This is a genomic window from Enterobacter cloacae complex sp. 2024EL-00711 (genome assembly GCF_047529885.1).
GTDB lineage: Bacteria > Pseudomonadota > Gammaproteobacteria > Enterobacterales > Enterobacteriaceae > Enterobacter > Enterobacter ludwigii.
In genome coordinates this window covers 135,061-149,098 of the sequence record NZ_JBLIZC010000008.1, presented here as the reverse complement: position 1 = coordinate 149,098, position 14,038 = coordinate 135,061, and the positions used below count along the sequence as shown (strand labels likewise).

The following is a 14,038-nucleotide window of genomic DNA, read 5'->3' as shown; positions in this document are numbered from 1 at the left end:
AACACTCAGGATGCTACAGTAATACATTGACGTTACACATGTATGCAGAGGACATCAAACTTTACTGGCTGCGAAACGTTACGATAGCCGACTTCCCAGGGTATGGGTAAGAATTCGATTGCAACCCCAGAGTCCGGATGCATCTTATGACTCTGGTGACAGCTTATAACAGAGGATAACAGCGCATGGTGCTTGGCAAACCGCAAACAGACCCGACTCTCGAATGGTTCTTGTCTCATTGCCACATTCATAAGTACCCATCGAAGAGCACGCTGATTCACCAGGGTGAAAAAGCGGAAACGTTGTATTACATCGTCAAAGGCTCGGTGGCAGTGCTGATCAAAGATGAAGAAGGGAAAGAGATGATCCTTTCTTATCTGAACCAGGGCGATTTCATCGGTGAACTGGGCCTGTTTGAAGAAGGCCAGGAACGTAGCGCCTGGGTTCGTGCAAAGACAGCATGTGAAGTGGCTGAAATTTCCTACAAGAAATTCCGTCAGTTGATTCAGGTTAACCCTGACATCCTGATGCGTCTTTCTTCGCAGATGGCGCGCCGTCTGCAGGTGACATCTGAGAAAGTGGGTAACCTCGCCTTCCTGGACGTGACCGGCCGTATCGCTCAGACCCTGCTGAATCTGGCGAAACAACCCGATGCGATGACTCACCCTGATGGCATGCAAATTAAAATTACCCGTCAGGAAATCGGTCAGATTGTCGGTTGCTCCCGTGAAACAGTGGGCCGTATTCTGAAAATGCTGGAAGATCAGAACCTGATCTCCGCGCACGGTAAAACCATCGTGGTTTACGGAACGCGTTAATTCCGCTCAAACGGCGTGCCATCGCAAGGTGTCACGCCGTTTTTGTCTCTATTCCCCATGTGGCGCAGGCTGATTTATCACCCGGAAGTTAACTACGCACTGCGACAAACGCTGGTGTTGTGCCTTCCTGTGGCCGTGGGCCTGATTCTGGGCCATCTTCAGCAAGGTCTGCTCTTCTCTCTCGTTCCCGCCTGCTGCAACATTGCCGGTCTGGATACACCGCATAAGCGCTTTTTCAAACGGCTCATTGTGGGCGGCTCGCTGTTTGCAGGCTGTAGCCTCGCCGTGCAGCTTTTGCTGGCCCGCGATATCCCGCTGCCGCTGATCCTCACCGTCCTGGCGATGACCCTGGGCGTAACCGCTGAAATCAGCTCACTGCACGCGCGTTTGCTTCCCGCGTCGCTGATTGCCGCCATCTTCACGCTGAGCCTTGCGGGTAACATGCCGGTGTGGGAGCCGCTGCTGATCTACGCCCTCGGTACGCTGTGGTACGGGCTGTTTAACTGGTTTTGGTTCTGGCTGTGGCGGGAACAGCCGCTGCGGGAATCCCTTAGCCTGCTCTACGTGCAGCTGGCGGATTACTGTGAAGCCAAATACACCTTGCTCACCCAGCATACCGATCCAGAAAAATCACTGCCGCCCCTGCTGACGCGTCAGCAAAAGGTGGTGGACCTGATAAGCCAGTGTTATCAGCAGCTGCATATGCTCGCCGCCAATAAGAACCACGAATATAAGCGGCTGCTGCGCGTCTTCCAGGTGGGACTGGACTTACAGGAGCATATCTCCGTGAGCCTGCACCAGCCGCAGGAGGTGCAAAAACTGGTCGAGCGCAGCCATGCCGAAGCGGTGATCCGCTGGAACGCGCAAACCGTCTCCGCGCGCCTTCGGGTGCTGGCTGACGACATTCTGTATCACCGCTACCCCACACGCTTTAACATGGACAAACAGCTCGGCGCGCTGGAGAAGATTGCCCGTCAGCATGAAGACAACCCGGTGGGCCAGTTTGCCGCCTGGCACTTCAGCCGTATCGCCCGCGTGTTACGAACCCAGCGTCCGCTTTATCCGCGCGACCTGATGGCCGACAAACAAAAACGCCTGCCGCTGCTGCCGGCGCTCAGAAGCTACCTCTCCCTTAAATCATCTGCCCTGCGCAACGCCGCGCGAATTAGCGTGATGCTAAGCATTGCCAGCCTGATGGGCATGGCGCTGCATCTGCCCAAGCCGTACTGGATTTTAATGACCATCCTGTTTGTCACCCAGAACGGCTATGGCGCGACGCGGGTGCGCATTCTGCACCGGGCAGGCGGCACGATGGCGGGGCTGATCATTGCGGGCGTTACGCTGCACTTTCACGTGCCGGAAGGCTATACGCTGGCAGGGATGCTGGTGATCACGATGGTGAGCTACCTGATCATCCGCAAAAACTACGGCTGGGCGATGGTGGGCTTTACGGTAACGGCGGTATATACCCTGCAGTTGCTCACGCTCAACGGCGAGCAGTTTATTATCGCCAGGCTGGTCGATACCCTGATCGGCTGCCTGATTGCCTTTGGCGGCATGGTCTGGCTGTGGCCTCAGTGGCAAAGCGGGCTGCTCAGACAGAACGCCCACGATGCGCTGGAGGCTGACCAGCAGGCCATTCGCCTGATCCTGAGTGACGACCCGCAGCCCTCCCCGCTGGCGTATCAGCGGATGAAGGTCAACCAGGCGCATAACGCCCTGTTTAACTCGCTGAATCAGGCAATGCAGGAGCCCGGCTTTAACTCGCACTATCTGGCGGACATGAAGCTCTGGGTGACGCACAGCCAGTTTATCGTTGAGCACATCAACGCCATGACCACGCTGGCGCGGGAACATACGATGCTGACGCCCGATCTGGCGCAGCGCTACCTGCAGTCGTGTGAGATTGCCCTGCAGCGGTGTCAGCAGCGACTCGAGTATGACGCGCCTGGCGAGTCAGGGGATTCGAACATTCTGGAGGCGCCAGAGACGCTCACCCACGGGCCAATGAGCACCCTGGAGCAGCATCTGCAGCGCGTTCTCGGGCATCTGAACACCATGCACACCATTTCGTCGGTAGCATGGCGTCAGCGCCCTCACCATGGGATATGGTTAACCCGTCGCTTAACGCGAACGGAGTCTTAAGCGTTTACGATCTTCGCGACCGCCGCGGCAAAACGGTTTAACCCGTCTTCAATGTCCTGATTTTCGACCACCAGCGACGGCGCAAAGCGCATCACGTCCGGCCCGGCATTGAGCACCATCACCCCTTCATGGGCGGCGGCGTGCAGGAAATCGCGCGCGCGGCCTTTGTACTGTGGCTTCAGCTCCGCGCCGATCAGTAACCCCATCCCGCGGATCTCGCTGAAGACGTCATACTGGTCATCAATCTGCTGCAAATGCGTCACGAAAAGCTCACGCTTCGCGTTGACGCCGCTCAGAACCTCAGGAGTATTGATAATGTCGAACGCGGCACCCGCGACGGCACTCGCCAGCGGGTTGCCGCCGTATGTGGAGCCGTGGGAACCCACATGGAACGCGGAGGCAATCTCCTGCGTCGTTAATACCGCACTGACCGGGAAGCCGCCGCCGAGCGCTTTGGCGCTGGTCAGAATATCCGGCGTAACGCCGTAATGCATGTAGGCAAACAGGGAGCCGGTACGGCCCATCCCGCACTGCACTTCATCAAATACCAGCAGCGCCTGATGCTCATCGCACAGGTCGCGCAGCCCTTTCAGGAACTCAGGCGTGGCAGCCGTTACGCCGCCTTCTCCCTGGATCGGCTCCACCACCACCGCACAGGTGTGATCATCCATTACCGCTTTTACCGCATGGAGATCGTTAAACGGCACATGAATAATATCGGCCGGTTTTGGTCCAAAACCGTCGGAATACTTTGGCTGTCCACCGACGGAAACGGTAAACAGTGAGCGACCGTGGAAGGCGTTGTGGAAAGCAATGATTTTGGTTTTGTACGGGCTGTGGCGCGTGGAGGCATAGTAGCGCGCCAGTTTGAAGGCGGTTTCGTTCGCTTCTGTACCGGAGTTCATAAACAGCACGCGTTCGGCGAAGGTCGCGCTGATTAACTTGCGGCCCAGACGCAGCGCCGGTTCGTTGGTAAAGACGTTGCTGGTATGCCACAGGGTTTCCCCCTGGGTTTTCAGCGCCTCCACCAGCGCAGGATGGCAATGACCCAGCGCCGTCACCGCAATCCCGCCGGCGAAATCAACATACTCTTTCCCCTGCTGATCCCAGACTCGGCTGCCTTTCCCTTTTACCGGGATAAACTCAGCCGGTGCATAAATCGGCAGAATGACTTCATCGAATGTCGCGCGGGTAATTGCAGATTGTTCAGTTGCCATGTCATGACCATCCATTTTATGTCACAGTGATTGTGAAAATATAATCACAAAATATGCATAAAAAATCACAGCAAGGCAACCACTATTCAACGATTGAGGAAATTTGCCAGCAGCTGGTGTCCCTGCTCGCTGAGGATACTCTCCGGGTGGAATTGCACCCCTTCGAGATCCCATTCACGATGTCGGATCCCCATGATCTCCCGGGTATCGCTCCAGGCAGTAACCTCAAAGCATTCCGGCAGCGTTGACGGGTCAATGACCAGCGAATGGTAGCGCGTCACGGTAAGCGGATTATTAAGCCCCGTAAACACGCCCGTGCCGGTATGGGTCACCGGCGCGGTTTTGCCATGCATCACTTTGGCGGCGCGCACAATGGTCGCACCAAACACCTGCCCAATGGCCTGGTGGCCCAGGCAGACGCCAAGAATGGGCAGCTTACCGGCGTAATGATGAATGACATCCAGCGAAATGCCCGATTCCGACGGCGTGCAAGGCCCGGGAGAGATAACGATTTTCTGCGGGGCAAGCGCGTCGATTTCGGCCAGGCTGATGTCGTCGTTGCGGCGGACCACCACCTCTGCACCCAGTTCACAAAAATACTGGTAAAGGTTCCAGGTGAAGGAATCGTAGTTATCAATCAGCAGAATCATGTCGGCTCCAGAAAAACGTGCCGCCCTATTCTACTCAGTTTCCCGCGCTTCGCTCACTACTTTGGCAAAGATGGCGTTCAGGGCCGTTAAATCGCCCATTGCGCCGTTCTGGTTGGCCGCCGCCCATTTTCCCGGGTCGATATCTTTCCAGCTCAGCTGATAGCCTGCATGGATGGCAAGTTGTTCGAAGAAGATCCGCTGAGCGATACCGTTGCCAATCCGGAAGGGATGGAGCACGTTGATCTCACAGTAGTAGTGACTCAGGCGGGCCACAAACTCCTCTTTCTGCAGACCGTTGAGATACCCCTCTTCCTCGAGATCCTGCATCAGGACATTGCCCTCTTTCTCGATGTAGGCGAAGTGGCAGAAGCGGGTGTCGCCCTGATAAATATCGATTTCGCGGATATCGCCCGCCCAGTCAAAAATATCCTGATAAAGGTGGCGGTGGATTGCACAGAGATGCGGCAACCCCGGCGCCGACGGGCCTAAGCCGAGCGTCGCCACCCGCAGCGCGGTGATCTCATAGGATGCCTTTGCAAGACGGTCAGCCTGACGGATATTCAGACGGTTACGCATCACATTCAGACCCGGGTAGAGATACGGGTCACGATCGTCACCGATTTTATCGCTCATAGTGCCTCCTGAGTTCTTCAAGACGGCTTTGCGCATCCTGGGCGTTTAGCGTAACGAGCGGGCTATCAACCCCCTCAAGGCGGCGGCTGGCCTGGAAATTACTGTTTCGCTGCTGCTCCCAGAGACGGGATTTTTGCTTATCGGTGAGTTTTTTCACTTAAGGCCTCCCTGAAGATGTCCGTGTGCCACAAGTATAAGCAGCAAAACGCGCTTTCGCAGGGAGGGGAGCGAAACACGGGCGAGAAGCGCCCGTGTCAAAGAAGGTTACGGCAGAACTTTTGCAGAGAGGATCACAACCGGTTTCGTCGGCACATTCTGGTACGGGCCAACGTCATGGGACTGCACCTGAGAAATCTTGTCAGCAACATCCATCCCTTTCACCACTTTACCGAAGACAGCGTAACCGAAGTCGCGCTGGCCGTGATCGAGGAAGGCGTTATCCGCCACGTTGATAAAGAACTGGCTGGTGGCGCTGTCTTTATCTGCCGTACGCGCCATTGAGATGGTACCGCGGGTGTTGCGCAGGCCGTTATCCGCTTCGTTTTTAATCGGTGCGTTAGGCTGCTTTTGCTGCATTTGCTCGTTAAAACCACCACCCTGCACCATAAAGCCCGGGATCACACGGTGGAAAGTGGTGCCGTTATAGAAACCGTTATTCACGTAGTCGAGGAAGTTTTTCACAGAAACCGGAGCTTTCTGGCTATTCAGTTCCAGCTCAATATTCCCGGCGGAGGTGGTCAGCAGAACGTGAGGGTCTCCTTTGGCTGCCAGCGCAGCAGGGGAAACGGCAGAAAGAGCAAACACAGCTGCGACAGCCGCCAGCGTTGATTTGAGCATGAGAATTCCTTAACAAAGCGCAGTATAAAAAGCGAATGGCTTGATTCTAAAGAGCAGTATGAACGGAGACCAGCCTTTTACCTAATTTTACGAAATTGAAACAGTTGTAACCACGCAAACGATTGGTTATGACGCCTATTAATGTGATCTGAATCACATAAAAACCTGCAATAGCGATCGAATTTCTCTTAAAAGATATGAATGGATCACTTTAATGTCTAAAATCTGCCCGCTCTCAGCGCCCCTCGGGCGCTTTTCTTTTCCTGAACAGGCCAGACATGACTAACAGCAATCGTATCAAGCTCACATGGATCAGCTTCTTCTCCTACGCCCTGACCGGCGCGTTGGTGATCGTCACCGGGATGGTGATGGGTAATATCGCAGACTACTTCCAGCTGCCCGTTTCCAGCATGAGTAACACCTTTACCTTCCTCAACGCCGGGATCCTGATCTCCATTTTCCTGAATGCCTGGCTGATGGAAATTGTTCCACTGAAAACGCAGCTGCGTTTTGGTTTCGTGCTGATGGTCGCCGCGGTCGCGGGTTTAATGGTGAGCCACAGCATCGCCCTGTTCTCTGCCGCCATGTTTGTGCTGGGTCTGGTGAGCGGTATTACGATGTCCATCGGTACGTTCCTGATTACCCATATGTATGAAGGTCGTCAGCGTGGCGCACGTCTGCTGTTTACCGACTCCTTCTTCAGCATGGCGGGGATGATTTTCCCGATGGTAGCGGCCGTTCTGCTGGCACGCAGCATTGAGTGGTACTGGGTTTATGCCTGTATCGGTCTGGTCTACGTGGCAATCTTTATTCTGACCTTCGGCTGTGAATTCCCGGTTCTGGGCAAAAAAGCGCAATCCACGGACGAGCCGGTCGCGAAAGAGAAATGGGGTATCGGCGTACTGTTCCTCTCCGTGGCCGCACTGTGCTATATCCTCGGTCAGCTGGGCTTTATCTCCTGGGTGCCGGAATACGCCAAAGGCCTGGGCATGAGCCTGAACGACGCGGGTAAACTGGTGAGCGATTTCTGGATGTCTTACATGTTCGGCATGTGGGCGTTTAGCTTCATCCTGCGCTTCTTCGACCTGCAGCGCATTCTGACCGTGCTGGCGGGCATGGCAACCGTGCTGATGTACCTGTTCATTAACGGTTCACCGGAGCATATGCCGTGGTTCATCCTGACCCTGGGCTTCTTCTCCAGCGCGATTTACACCTCTATCATTACGCTGGGCTCTCTGCAGACCAAAGTGGCGTCACCGAAACTGGTGAACTTCGTGCTGACCTGCGGCACCATCGGCACCATGTTGACCTTCGTGGTCACCGGCCCGATCGTCGCCCACAGCGGCCCACTGGCCGCGCTGCATACCGCTAACGGTTTGTACGCGGTGGTGTTTGTGATGTGCCTGGTTCTGGGCTTTGTGACCCGCCACCGCCAGCATAATACGGCAGCGGCGTCCCACTGATCCCCTACGCCCCTTTGCGCTCAGCGAAGGGGCTGTTTTTCGTGAAGATGTGCTCTTCCGCAACGTCGTCCATTTTGATCCACGTCTGCGCAAGCTGCGTCGTGGCAATCACTCGCCCCTCCCGAATCGACCAGCGCGCCGGCACCTGGCAGCGCACCGCCTCAAACCCGCTCTCCGCAGGCAGCACGATCAGGTTAGCCAGATTTCCCGTTTCGATACCGTAATCCGTCAGGCCGAAGGTTCGGGCGCTGTTGTGGGTTATCAGGTTCAAACCGTTGTCGATTTGCGAATACCCCATCATCTGACACACATGCAGCCCCATATGCAGTACCTGCAGCATATTGCCGGTGCCAAGCGGGTACCACGGGTCGAAGACATCATCATGCCCGAAACAGACGTTGATCCCCGCCTCCAGCAGCTCCTTCACTCGGGTAATCCCGCGTCGTTTGGGATAATCGTCAAAGCGTCCCTGTAAATGGATATTCACCAGTGGATTGGCGACAAAGTTGATGCCTGACATCTTCAGCAGGCGGAAAAGCCGCGAGGTGTATGCCCCGTTATAGGAGTGCATCGCCGTGGTATGGCTGGCCGTGACTCGCAGACCCATCCCTGATTCATAAGCCAGGGTGGCCACCGTTTCCAGAAATCGGGACTGCTCATCGTCAATTTCATCGCAGTGGATATCCAGCGGACGGTCATATTTCTTCGCCAGTTCAAAGGCAATGTGCAGCGATTGCACGCCATACTCGCGGGTGAATTCAAAATGCGGGATTGCCCCGACCACATCGGCGCCCAGCTTCAACGCCTCCTCAAGCAGCGCCGCGCCGTCCGGGTAAGAAAGGATGCCTTCCTGCGGGAACGCCACGATTTGCAGCGTGATCCACGGCGCAACCTCCTGCTTCACCTCCAGCATGGCCTTCAGGGCGGTGAGCGTCGGGTCAGAGACGTCCACGTGGGTGCGCACAAACTGAATACCGTTGGCAATTTGCCCTTTCAGCGTCTTCCAGGCGCGCGCTTTTACATCTTCATGGCTAAGCAGTGCCTTACGCTCCGCCCAGCGCTCAATGCCTTCAAACAGCGTACCGGACTGGTTCCAGCTCGGCTCGCCTGCCGTCTGGGTGGTATCAAGGTGGATATGCGGTTCTATAAACGGGGGGATGGCAAGGCCGCCACGCGCGTTTAAGATTCTTACGTTTTCGTCTTCGGTATCGCCCATCGGCGTTATGCCACCAAAACGGCCCTGCTCAATGGCGATTTGCCACAGCCCTTCGCGACCCGGTAAGCGAACATTCTGGATAAGCCCAAGCGGTGTTGTAGACATGCCTTTCCCCTGAAAAACGCGGCTGAAATTTGGGAGTACGCATTTTTGACAACGCGCCCCTTAATTTGTACACAAAATCGGCGACCTCGAAAAGCCAGCGATTTCCACAACTTATAAAAATCCTGACAAATCAGCCATATACCACCTAAGGAGTAGGCGAAGGCGTATTTGATTTGCATCAATAAGTGCCCCTGCTGAATCGTTAAGGTAGGCAGTAATAGAAAAGAAATCGAGGCAAAAATGAGCAAAGTCAGACTCGCTATTATCGGTAACGGCATGGTCGGCCACCGCTTTATTGAGGATCTTCTCGATAAAGCCGATGCTAACCAGTTCGATATTACCGTGTTCTGTGAAGAACCCCGCAAGGCGTACGACCGTGTGCACTTGTCTTCCTACTTCTCCCATCATACCGCTGAAGAGCTCTCTCTGGTGCGCGATGGTTTCTACGAGAAGCATGGCGTGAAAGTGCTGGTGGGCGAACGCGCTATCACCATCAACCGTCAGGAAAAAGTGATCCACTCCAGCGCCGGACGTACGGTTTTTTACGACAAGCTGATCATGGCGACTGGCTCGTACCCGTGGATCCCGCCGATCAAAGGCTCGGAAACGCAGGATTGCTTCGTTTATCGTACCATCGAAGATCTCAATGCGATCGAATCATGTGCACGCCGCAGTAAACGTGGCGCCGTGGTCGGGGGGGGGCTACTGGGTCTGGAAGCCGCCGGTGCGCTGAAAAACCTCGGTGTTGAAACCCACGTCATCGAATTTGCCCCGATGCTGATGGCAGAGCAGCTTGACCACATGGGTGGTGACCAGTTGCGCCGTAAAATCGAAAGCATGGGCGTGAAGGTTCACACTAGCAAAAATACCAAAGAGATTGTGCAGGAAGGCACCGAAGCGCGGAAAACCATGCGCTTTGCCGATGGCAGCGAACTGGAAGTGGACTTTATCGTCTTCTCTACCGGTATTCGCCCGCGCGACAAGCTGGCCACCCAGTGCGGTCTGGCCGTCGCTCAGCGCGGCGGGATCATGATTAACGATACCTGCCAGACCTCCGACCCGGATATCTACGCCATCGGCGAATGCGCCAGCTGGAACAACCGCGTGTACGGTCTGGTCGCGCCTGGCTATAAAATGGCGCAGGTTGCCGTTGACCATATTCTCGGCAACCAGAACGCCTTCGAAGGGGCTGACCTGAGCGCCAAGCTGAAACTGCTGGGCGTAGACGTAGGCGGTATTGGCGATGCGCATGGCCGCACGCCGGGCGCACGCAGCTATGTTTACCTCGATGAAAGCAAAGAGGTGTACAAACGTCTTATCGTCAGTCAGGACAACAAAACCCTGCTCGGCGCGGTGCTGGTGGGCGATACCAGCGACTACGGTAACCTGCTTCAGCTGGTCTTGAACGCCATCGAACTGCCGGAAAACCCGGACGCGCTGATCCTTCCGGCGCATGCGTCCAGCGGTAAGCCGTCCATCGGCGTGGATAAACTGCCCGACAGCGCGCAGATTTGCTCCTGCTTCGATGTGACCAAAGGCATGCTGATTTCGGCCATCAATAAAGGCTGCCATACCGTCGCGGCCCTGAAGGCGGAAACCAAAGCCGGTACCGGCTGCGGTGGGTGTATCCCGCTGGTCACACAGGTTCTGAACGCAGAACTGGCGAAACAGGGTATCGAAGTCAACAATAACCTGTGCGAGCATTTCGCTTACTCTCGCCAGGAGCTGTACCACCTGATCCGCGTGGAAGGCATCAAATCCTTCGACGAACTGCTGGCGAAACACGGCCAGGGTTATGGCTGTGAAGTGTGTAAACCGACCGTGGGTTCCCTGCTGGCCTCTTGCTGGAACGAGTACGTTCTCAAACCAGAGCACACGCCGCTGCAGGATACCAACGATAACTTCCTGGCGAACATTCAGAAAGACGGGACTTACTCCGTCATCCCACGCTCCGCCGGTGGCGAAATCACCCCGGAAGGGCTGGTCGCCGTTGGCCGTATCGCGCGCGAATTTAACCTGTATACCAAAATCACCGGCTCTCAGCGTATCGGCCTGTTTGGTGCACAAAAAGATGACCTGCCTGAAATCTGGCGTCAGCTGATTGACGCGGGATTCGAAACCGGCCACGCCTACGCGAAAGCGCTGCGTATGGCGAAAACCTGTGTGGGCAGCACCTGGTGCCGCTACGGCGTAGGCGACAGCGTCGGCTTCGGTGTGGAGCTGGAGAACCGCTACAAAGGCATCCGTACACCGCATAAAATGAAGTTTGGCGTCTCCGGCTGTACCCGCGAATGTGCGGAAGCGCAGGGTAAAGATGTGGGTATCATTGCCACCGAGAAAGGCTGGAACCTGTACGTCTGTGGTAACGGCGGCATGAAACCACGCCATGCAGACCTGCTGGCTGCAGACCTCGACCGCGATACGCTGATTCAGTATCTCGACCGCTTTATGATGTTCTACATCCGTACCGCCGATAAGCTGACCCGTACCGCGTCCTGGCTCGATAACCTGGAAGGCGGCATCGAGTACCTGAAATCGGTCATCATTGACGACAAACTGGGCCTGAACGACCATCTGGAAGCGGAAATGGCGCGCCTGCGCGAGGCGGTGATCTGCGAGTGGACTGAAACCGTCAACACCCCGGCGGCGCAGACTCGCTTCAGACACTTTATCAACAGCACTCAGCGCGACCCGAATGTGCAGGTTGTGGCAGAACGCGAGCAGCATCGTCCGGCGACACCTTATGAACGTATTCCGGTGACTCTGGTGGAGGAAAACGCATGAGCCAGTGGGTAAACATCTGCAACATTAACGACATTCTGCCTGCCACCGGGGTCTGTGCCCTGCTGGGTAACGAGCAGGTCGCGATATTCCGCCCTCGCCATGATGAACAGGTTTTTGCCATCAGCAATATCGACCCGTTCTTTGAGGCCAGCGTCCTGTCCCGGGGATTAATCGCGGAGCATCAGGGTGAACTCTGGGTCGCCAGCCCGTTGAAGAAACAGCGTTTTCGTTTACGCGACGGGTATTGCATGGAAGATGAGCATTATTCCGTGAAGCCCTACGATGTCCGCGTGAAGGACGGTAAGGTGCAGCTGAAAGGCTAATCTCTCGCCTTTTCAATATGAAAAGCTTATGACCCCTTATGGGTAACGGCAGGAAAAACCGTATGTTCTGTACGATTCCTGCTGTTATCCTGACCTCAATTTCTTACCCCCTCCTTGAATGCTGTGAGGTAATGTCGTGGACCACCTGCCGATTTTCTGTCAATTACGCCATCGCGACTGTCTGCTTGTAGGCGGCGGCGATGTGGCTGAACGCAAAGCGCGCTTGCTGTTAGAAGCAGGAGCCCGACTCACCGTTAACGCCCTGGCTTTTGCCCCACAGTTTGAGGCCTGGGAAAAAGAAGGGATGCTCACGCTGGTGCAGGGGGGGTTTAATGAATCCCTGCTTGATACCTGCTGGCTGACCATTGCCGCCACGGATGACGATGAAGTGAATCAGCGCGTCAGCGACGCCTGTGAAGCGCGCCGCATCTTCTGTAACGTGGTGGATGCCCCGAAGGAAGCCAGCTTTATCATGCCGTCGATCATCGACCGTTCGCCGCTGATGATTGCGGTATCGTCCGGCGGCCGCTCTCCCGTTCTGGCCCGCCTGCTGCGGGAAAAACTGGAAGCCATCCTGCCGCAGCATCTTGGCCAGATTGCCCACTATGCCGGGCAGCTGCGTTCACGGGTTAAGCAAACCTTCGCGACCATGGGCGAACGCCGTCGCTTCTGGGAAAAATTCTTTGTGAATGACAGGCTGGCCCAGTCGCTGGCGAATCAGGATCATAAAGCGGTGGAAGAGACGACGGCGCAGTTGCTCTGCGAGCCGCTGGATCATCGCGGTGAAGTGGTGCTGGTGGGTGCCGGCCCGGGCGATGCCGGTTTGCTGACGCTGAAAGGGCTGCAGCAGATCCAGCAGGCGGATATTGTGGTTTATGACCGTCTGGTCTCCGATGAGATAATGAACCTGGTCCGCCGCGATGCTGACCGCGTATTTGTCGGTAAACGTGCCGGGTACCACTGTGTACCGCAGGAGGAGATTAACCAGATCCTGCTGCGCGAAGCGCAAAAAGGAAAACGCGTGGTGCGCCTCAAGGGTGGCGATCCGTTTATCTTTGGTCGCGGCGGTGAAGAGCTGGAAACGTTGTGCAACGCGGGCATTCCGTTTTCCGTGGTGCCGGGCATCACGGCAGCTTCCGGCTGCTCAGCTTACTCGGGCATTCCGCTAACCCACCGTGACTATGCCCAGAGCGTACGCCTGGTGACGGGACACCTGAAAACCGGCAGTGAGCTGGACTGGCATAACCTGGCCGCCGAAAAACAGACGCTGGTGTTCTATATGGGGTTAAACCAGGCCGCGACCATTCAGGCCAAACTGCTTGAGCACGGCATGGAAGAGGATATGTCCGTCGCGCTGGTAGAAAACGGCACGTCCATTAAGCAGCGCGTGGTGAACGGCGTGCTGACGCAGTTAGGTGAGCTGGCACAGCAGGTTGAAAGCCCGGCGCTGATTATTGTCGGACGCGTGGTGGAGCTGCGCGATAAACTGAACTGGTTCTCGAATCACTAACGCATATTCCCCCTTCCCGGAGTAGTCCTTATGCGGACTACTCCCCTCTTACCGCTCCCGATAACATACCGCCCGCGAAATGGAATTTTTCCATTTATTCCCTCACGTTAGATCGAATTTTCGTTTTTTCAGACAAGGAATGCGTATGTTTAAACTGGCAAAAGCCGCCGTTCTGGTAGGCATGTTATCGACTCTGACCGCCTGCACCGGTCACGTTCAAAATACCAAAAATAATTGCAGCTATGATTACCTGCTGCACCCGGCAATTTCCATTTCGAAGATCATCGGTGGCTGCGGCCCGGCCGCACAGCAGTAAGCGTTTTTCAGGCGTAAAAAA

The 14,038-nt window shown here is 55.8% G+C and carries 13 protein-coding genes; 7 read left to right on the top strand and 6 right to left on the bottom strand.

Translation table 11 applies throughout. From position 1 onward, the window contains the following. Nucleotides 1-185 precede the first annotated feature (185 nt). Both crp and ACMVME_RS19770 read left to right on the top strand, forming a co-directional pair. On the top strand, nt 186-818 hold the full coding sequence (gene crp / locus ACMVME_RS19775; RefSeq protein ID WP_000242758.1) for a cAMP-activated global transcriptional regulator CRP: 633 nt from the start codon (nt 186-188) through the stop codon (nt 816-818). A gap of 57 nt (nt 819-875) precedes the next feature. Beyond that, a complete protein-coding gene (locus tag ACMVME_RS19770; protein ID WP_020884592.1) occupies nt 876-2,963 on the top strand; it encodes a YccS/YhfK family putative transporter in 2,088 nt (695 codons plus the stop codon). Here ACMVME_RS19770 and argD read toward each other — a convergent pair. From argD to ppiA, 5 genes are all read right to left on the bottom strand, one after another. Next, nucleotides 2,960-4,180 (bottom strand): bifunctional acetylornithine/succinyldiaminopimelate transaminase, encoded by a 1,221-nt coding sequence (argD, locus tag ACMVME_RS19765; RefSeq protein ID WP_187393664.1) that lies wholly within the window; start codon nt 4,178-4,180, stop codon nt 2,960-2,962. The two genes, ACMVME_RS19770 and argD, sit on opposite strands and share 4 nt — an antisense overlap. Before the next feature lie 86 nt (nt 4,181-4,266). Further along, complete coding sequence (gene pabA, locus ACMVME_RS19760; RefSeq protein WP_014171933.1) at nt 4,267-4,830, bottom strand: aminodeoxychorismate synthase component 2; 564 nt, start codon at nt 4,828-4,830, stop codon at nt 4,267-4,269. A 30-nt stretch (nt 4,831-4,860) separates the two neighbouring features. Further along, nucleotides 4,861-5,463, bottom strand: a complete 603-nt coding sequence (locus tag ACMVME_RS19755; protein ID WP_020884589.1) for a putative adenosine monophosphate-protein transferase Fic — start codon at nt 5,461-5,463, stop codon at nt 4,861-4,863. Continuing rightward, nucleotides 5,453-5,620 carry a YhfG family protein gene (locus tag ACMVME_RS19750; protein WP_014171935.1) on the bottom strand — a complete coding sequence of 56 codons (168 nt, stop codon included), beginning with the start codon at nt 5,618-5,620 and terminating at the stop codon, nt 5,453-5,455. The genes ACMVME_RS19755 and ACMVME_RS19750 overlap by 11 nt, the downstream gene beginning before the upstream one ends. Nucleotides 5,621-5,727: 107 nt before the next feature. Next, on the bottom strand, nt 5,728-6,300 hold the full coding sequence (gene ppiA / locus ACMVME_RS19745) for a peptidylprolyl isomerase A (protein ID WP_014171936.1): 573 nt from the start codon (nt 6,298-6,300) through the stop codon (nt 5,728-5,730). Between the two features lie 278 nt (nt 6,301-6,578). Between ppiA and tsgA the strand changes: the two genes are divergently transcribed. Then, nucleotides 6,579-7,763 carry an MFS transporter TsgA gene (gene tsgA, locus ACMVME_RS19740; protein WP_020884588.1) on the top strand — a complete coding sequence of 395 codons (1,185 nt, stop codon included), beginning with the start codon at nt 6,579-6,581 and terminating at the stop codon, nt 7,761-7,763. Nucleotides 7,764-7,767: 4 nt separating this feature from the next. On the opposite strand, the gene ACMVME_RS19735 is transcribed toward tsgA, so the two are convergent. Continuing rightward, nucleotides 7,768-9,084: a cytosine deaminase gene (locus ACMVME_RS19735; protein ID WP_414743489.1), complete on the bottom strand. Its 1,317-nt coding sequence runs from the start codon at nt 9,082-9,084 to the stop codon at nt 7,768-7,770. Nucleotides 9,085-9,324: 240 nt separating this feature from the next. Here ACMVME_RS19735 and nirB point away from each other — a divergent pair, with 240 nt between their 5' ends. The 4 genes from nirB (at nt 9,325) to ACMVME_RS19715 (ending at nt 14,017) form a co-directional block, all read left to right on the top strand. After that, a complete protein-coding gene (gene nirB, locus ACMVME_RS19730; RefSeq protein WP_014171939.1) occupies nt 9,325-11,868 on the top strand; it encodes a nitrite reductase large subunit NirB in 2,544 nt (847 codons plus the stop codon). Then, nucleotides 11,865-12,191, top strand: a complete 327-nt coding sequence (nirD, locus tag ACMVME_RS19725; RefSeq protein WP_020884585.1) for a nitrite reductase small subunit NirD — start codon at nt 11,865-11,867, stop codon at nt 12,189-12,191. The genes nirB and nirD overlap by 4 nt, the downstream gene beginning before the upstream one ends. 136 nt (nt 12,192-12,327) lie before the next feature. After that, the gene (gene cysG, locus ACMVME_RS19720) at nt 12,328-13,701 is read left to right on the top strand and encodes a siroheme synthase CysG (RefSeq protein WP_068795418.1); all 1,374 of its coding nucleotides are present in this window, start codon (nt 12,328-12,330) and stop codon (nt 13,699-13,701) included. Between the two features lie 145 nt (nt 13,702-13,846). Beyond that, nucleotides 13,847-14,017, top strand: a complete 171-nt coding sequence (locus ACMVME_RS19715) for a YhfL family protein (RefSeq protein WP_020884583.1) — start codon at nt 13,847-13,849, stop codon at nt 14,015-14,017. Nucleotides 14,018-14,038 lie beyond the last annotated feature (21 nt).

What these genes read in the sequence shown, in the direction of transcription:
- crp (WP_000242758.1), top strand. Translation starts at nt 186, where the DNA reads ATGGTGCTTGGCAAACCGCAAACAGACCCGACTCTCGAATGGTTCTTG.
- ACMVME_RS19770 (WP_020884592.1), top strand. Translation starts at nt 876, where the DNA reads ATGTGGCGCAGGCTGATTTATCACCCGGAAGTTAACTACGCACTGCGA.
- argD (WP_187393664.1), bottom strand. Translation starts at nt 4,180, where the DNA reads ATGGCAACTGAACAATCTGCAATTACCCGCGCGACATTCGATGAAGTC.
- pabA (WP_014171933.1), bottom strand. Translation starts at nt 4,830, where the DNA reads ATGATTCTGCTGATTGATAACTACGATTCCTTCACCTGGAACCTTTAC.
- ACMVME_RS19755 (WP_020884589.1), bottom strand. Translation starts at nt 5,463, where the DNA reads ATGAGCGATAAAATCGGTGACGATCGTGACCCGTATCTCTACCCGGGT.
- ppiA (WP_014171936.1), bottom strand. Translation starts at nt 6,300, where the DNA reads ATGCTCAAATCAACGCTGGCGGCTGTCGCAGCTGTGTTTGCTCTTTCT.
- tsgA (WP_020884588.1), top strand. Translation starts at nt 6,579, where the DNA reads ATGACTAACAGCAATCGTATCAAGCTCACATGGATCAGCTTCTTCTCC.
- ACMVME_RS19735 (WP_414743489.1), bottom strand. Translation starts at nt 9,084, where the DNA reads ATGTCTACAACACCGCTTGGGCTTATCCAGAATGTTCGCTTACCGGGT.
- nirB (WP_014171939.1), top strand. Translation starts at nt 9,325, where the DNA reads ATGAGCAAAGTCAGACTCGCTATTATCGGTAACGGCATGGTCGGCCAC.
- nirD (WP_020884585.1), top strand. Translation starts at nt 11,865, where the DNA reads ATGAGCCAGTGGGTAAACATCTGCAACATTAACGACATTCTGCCTGCC.
- ACMVME_RS19715 (WP_020884583.1), top strand. Translation starts at nt 13,847, where the DNA reads ATGTTTAAACTGGCAAAAGCCGCCGTTCTGGTAGGCATGTTATCGACT.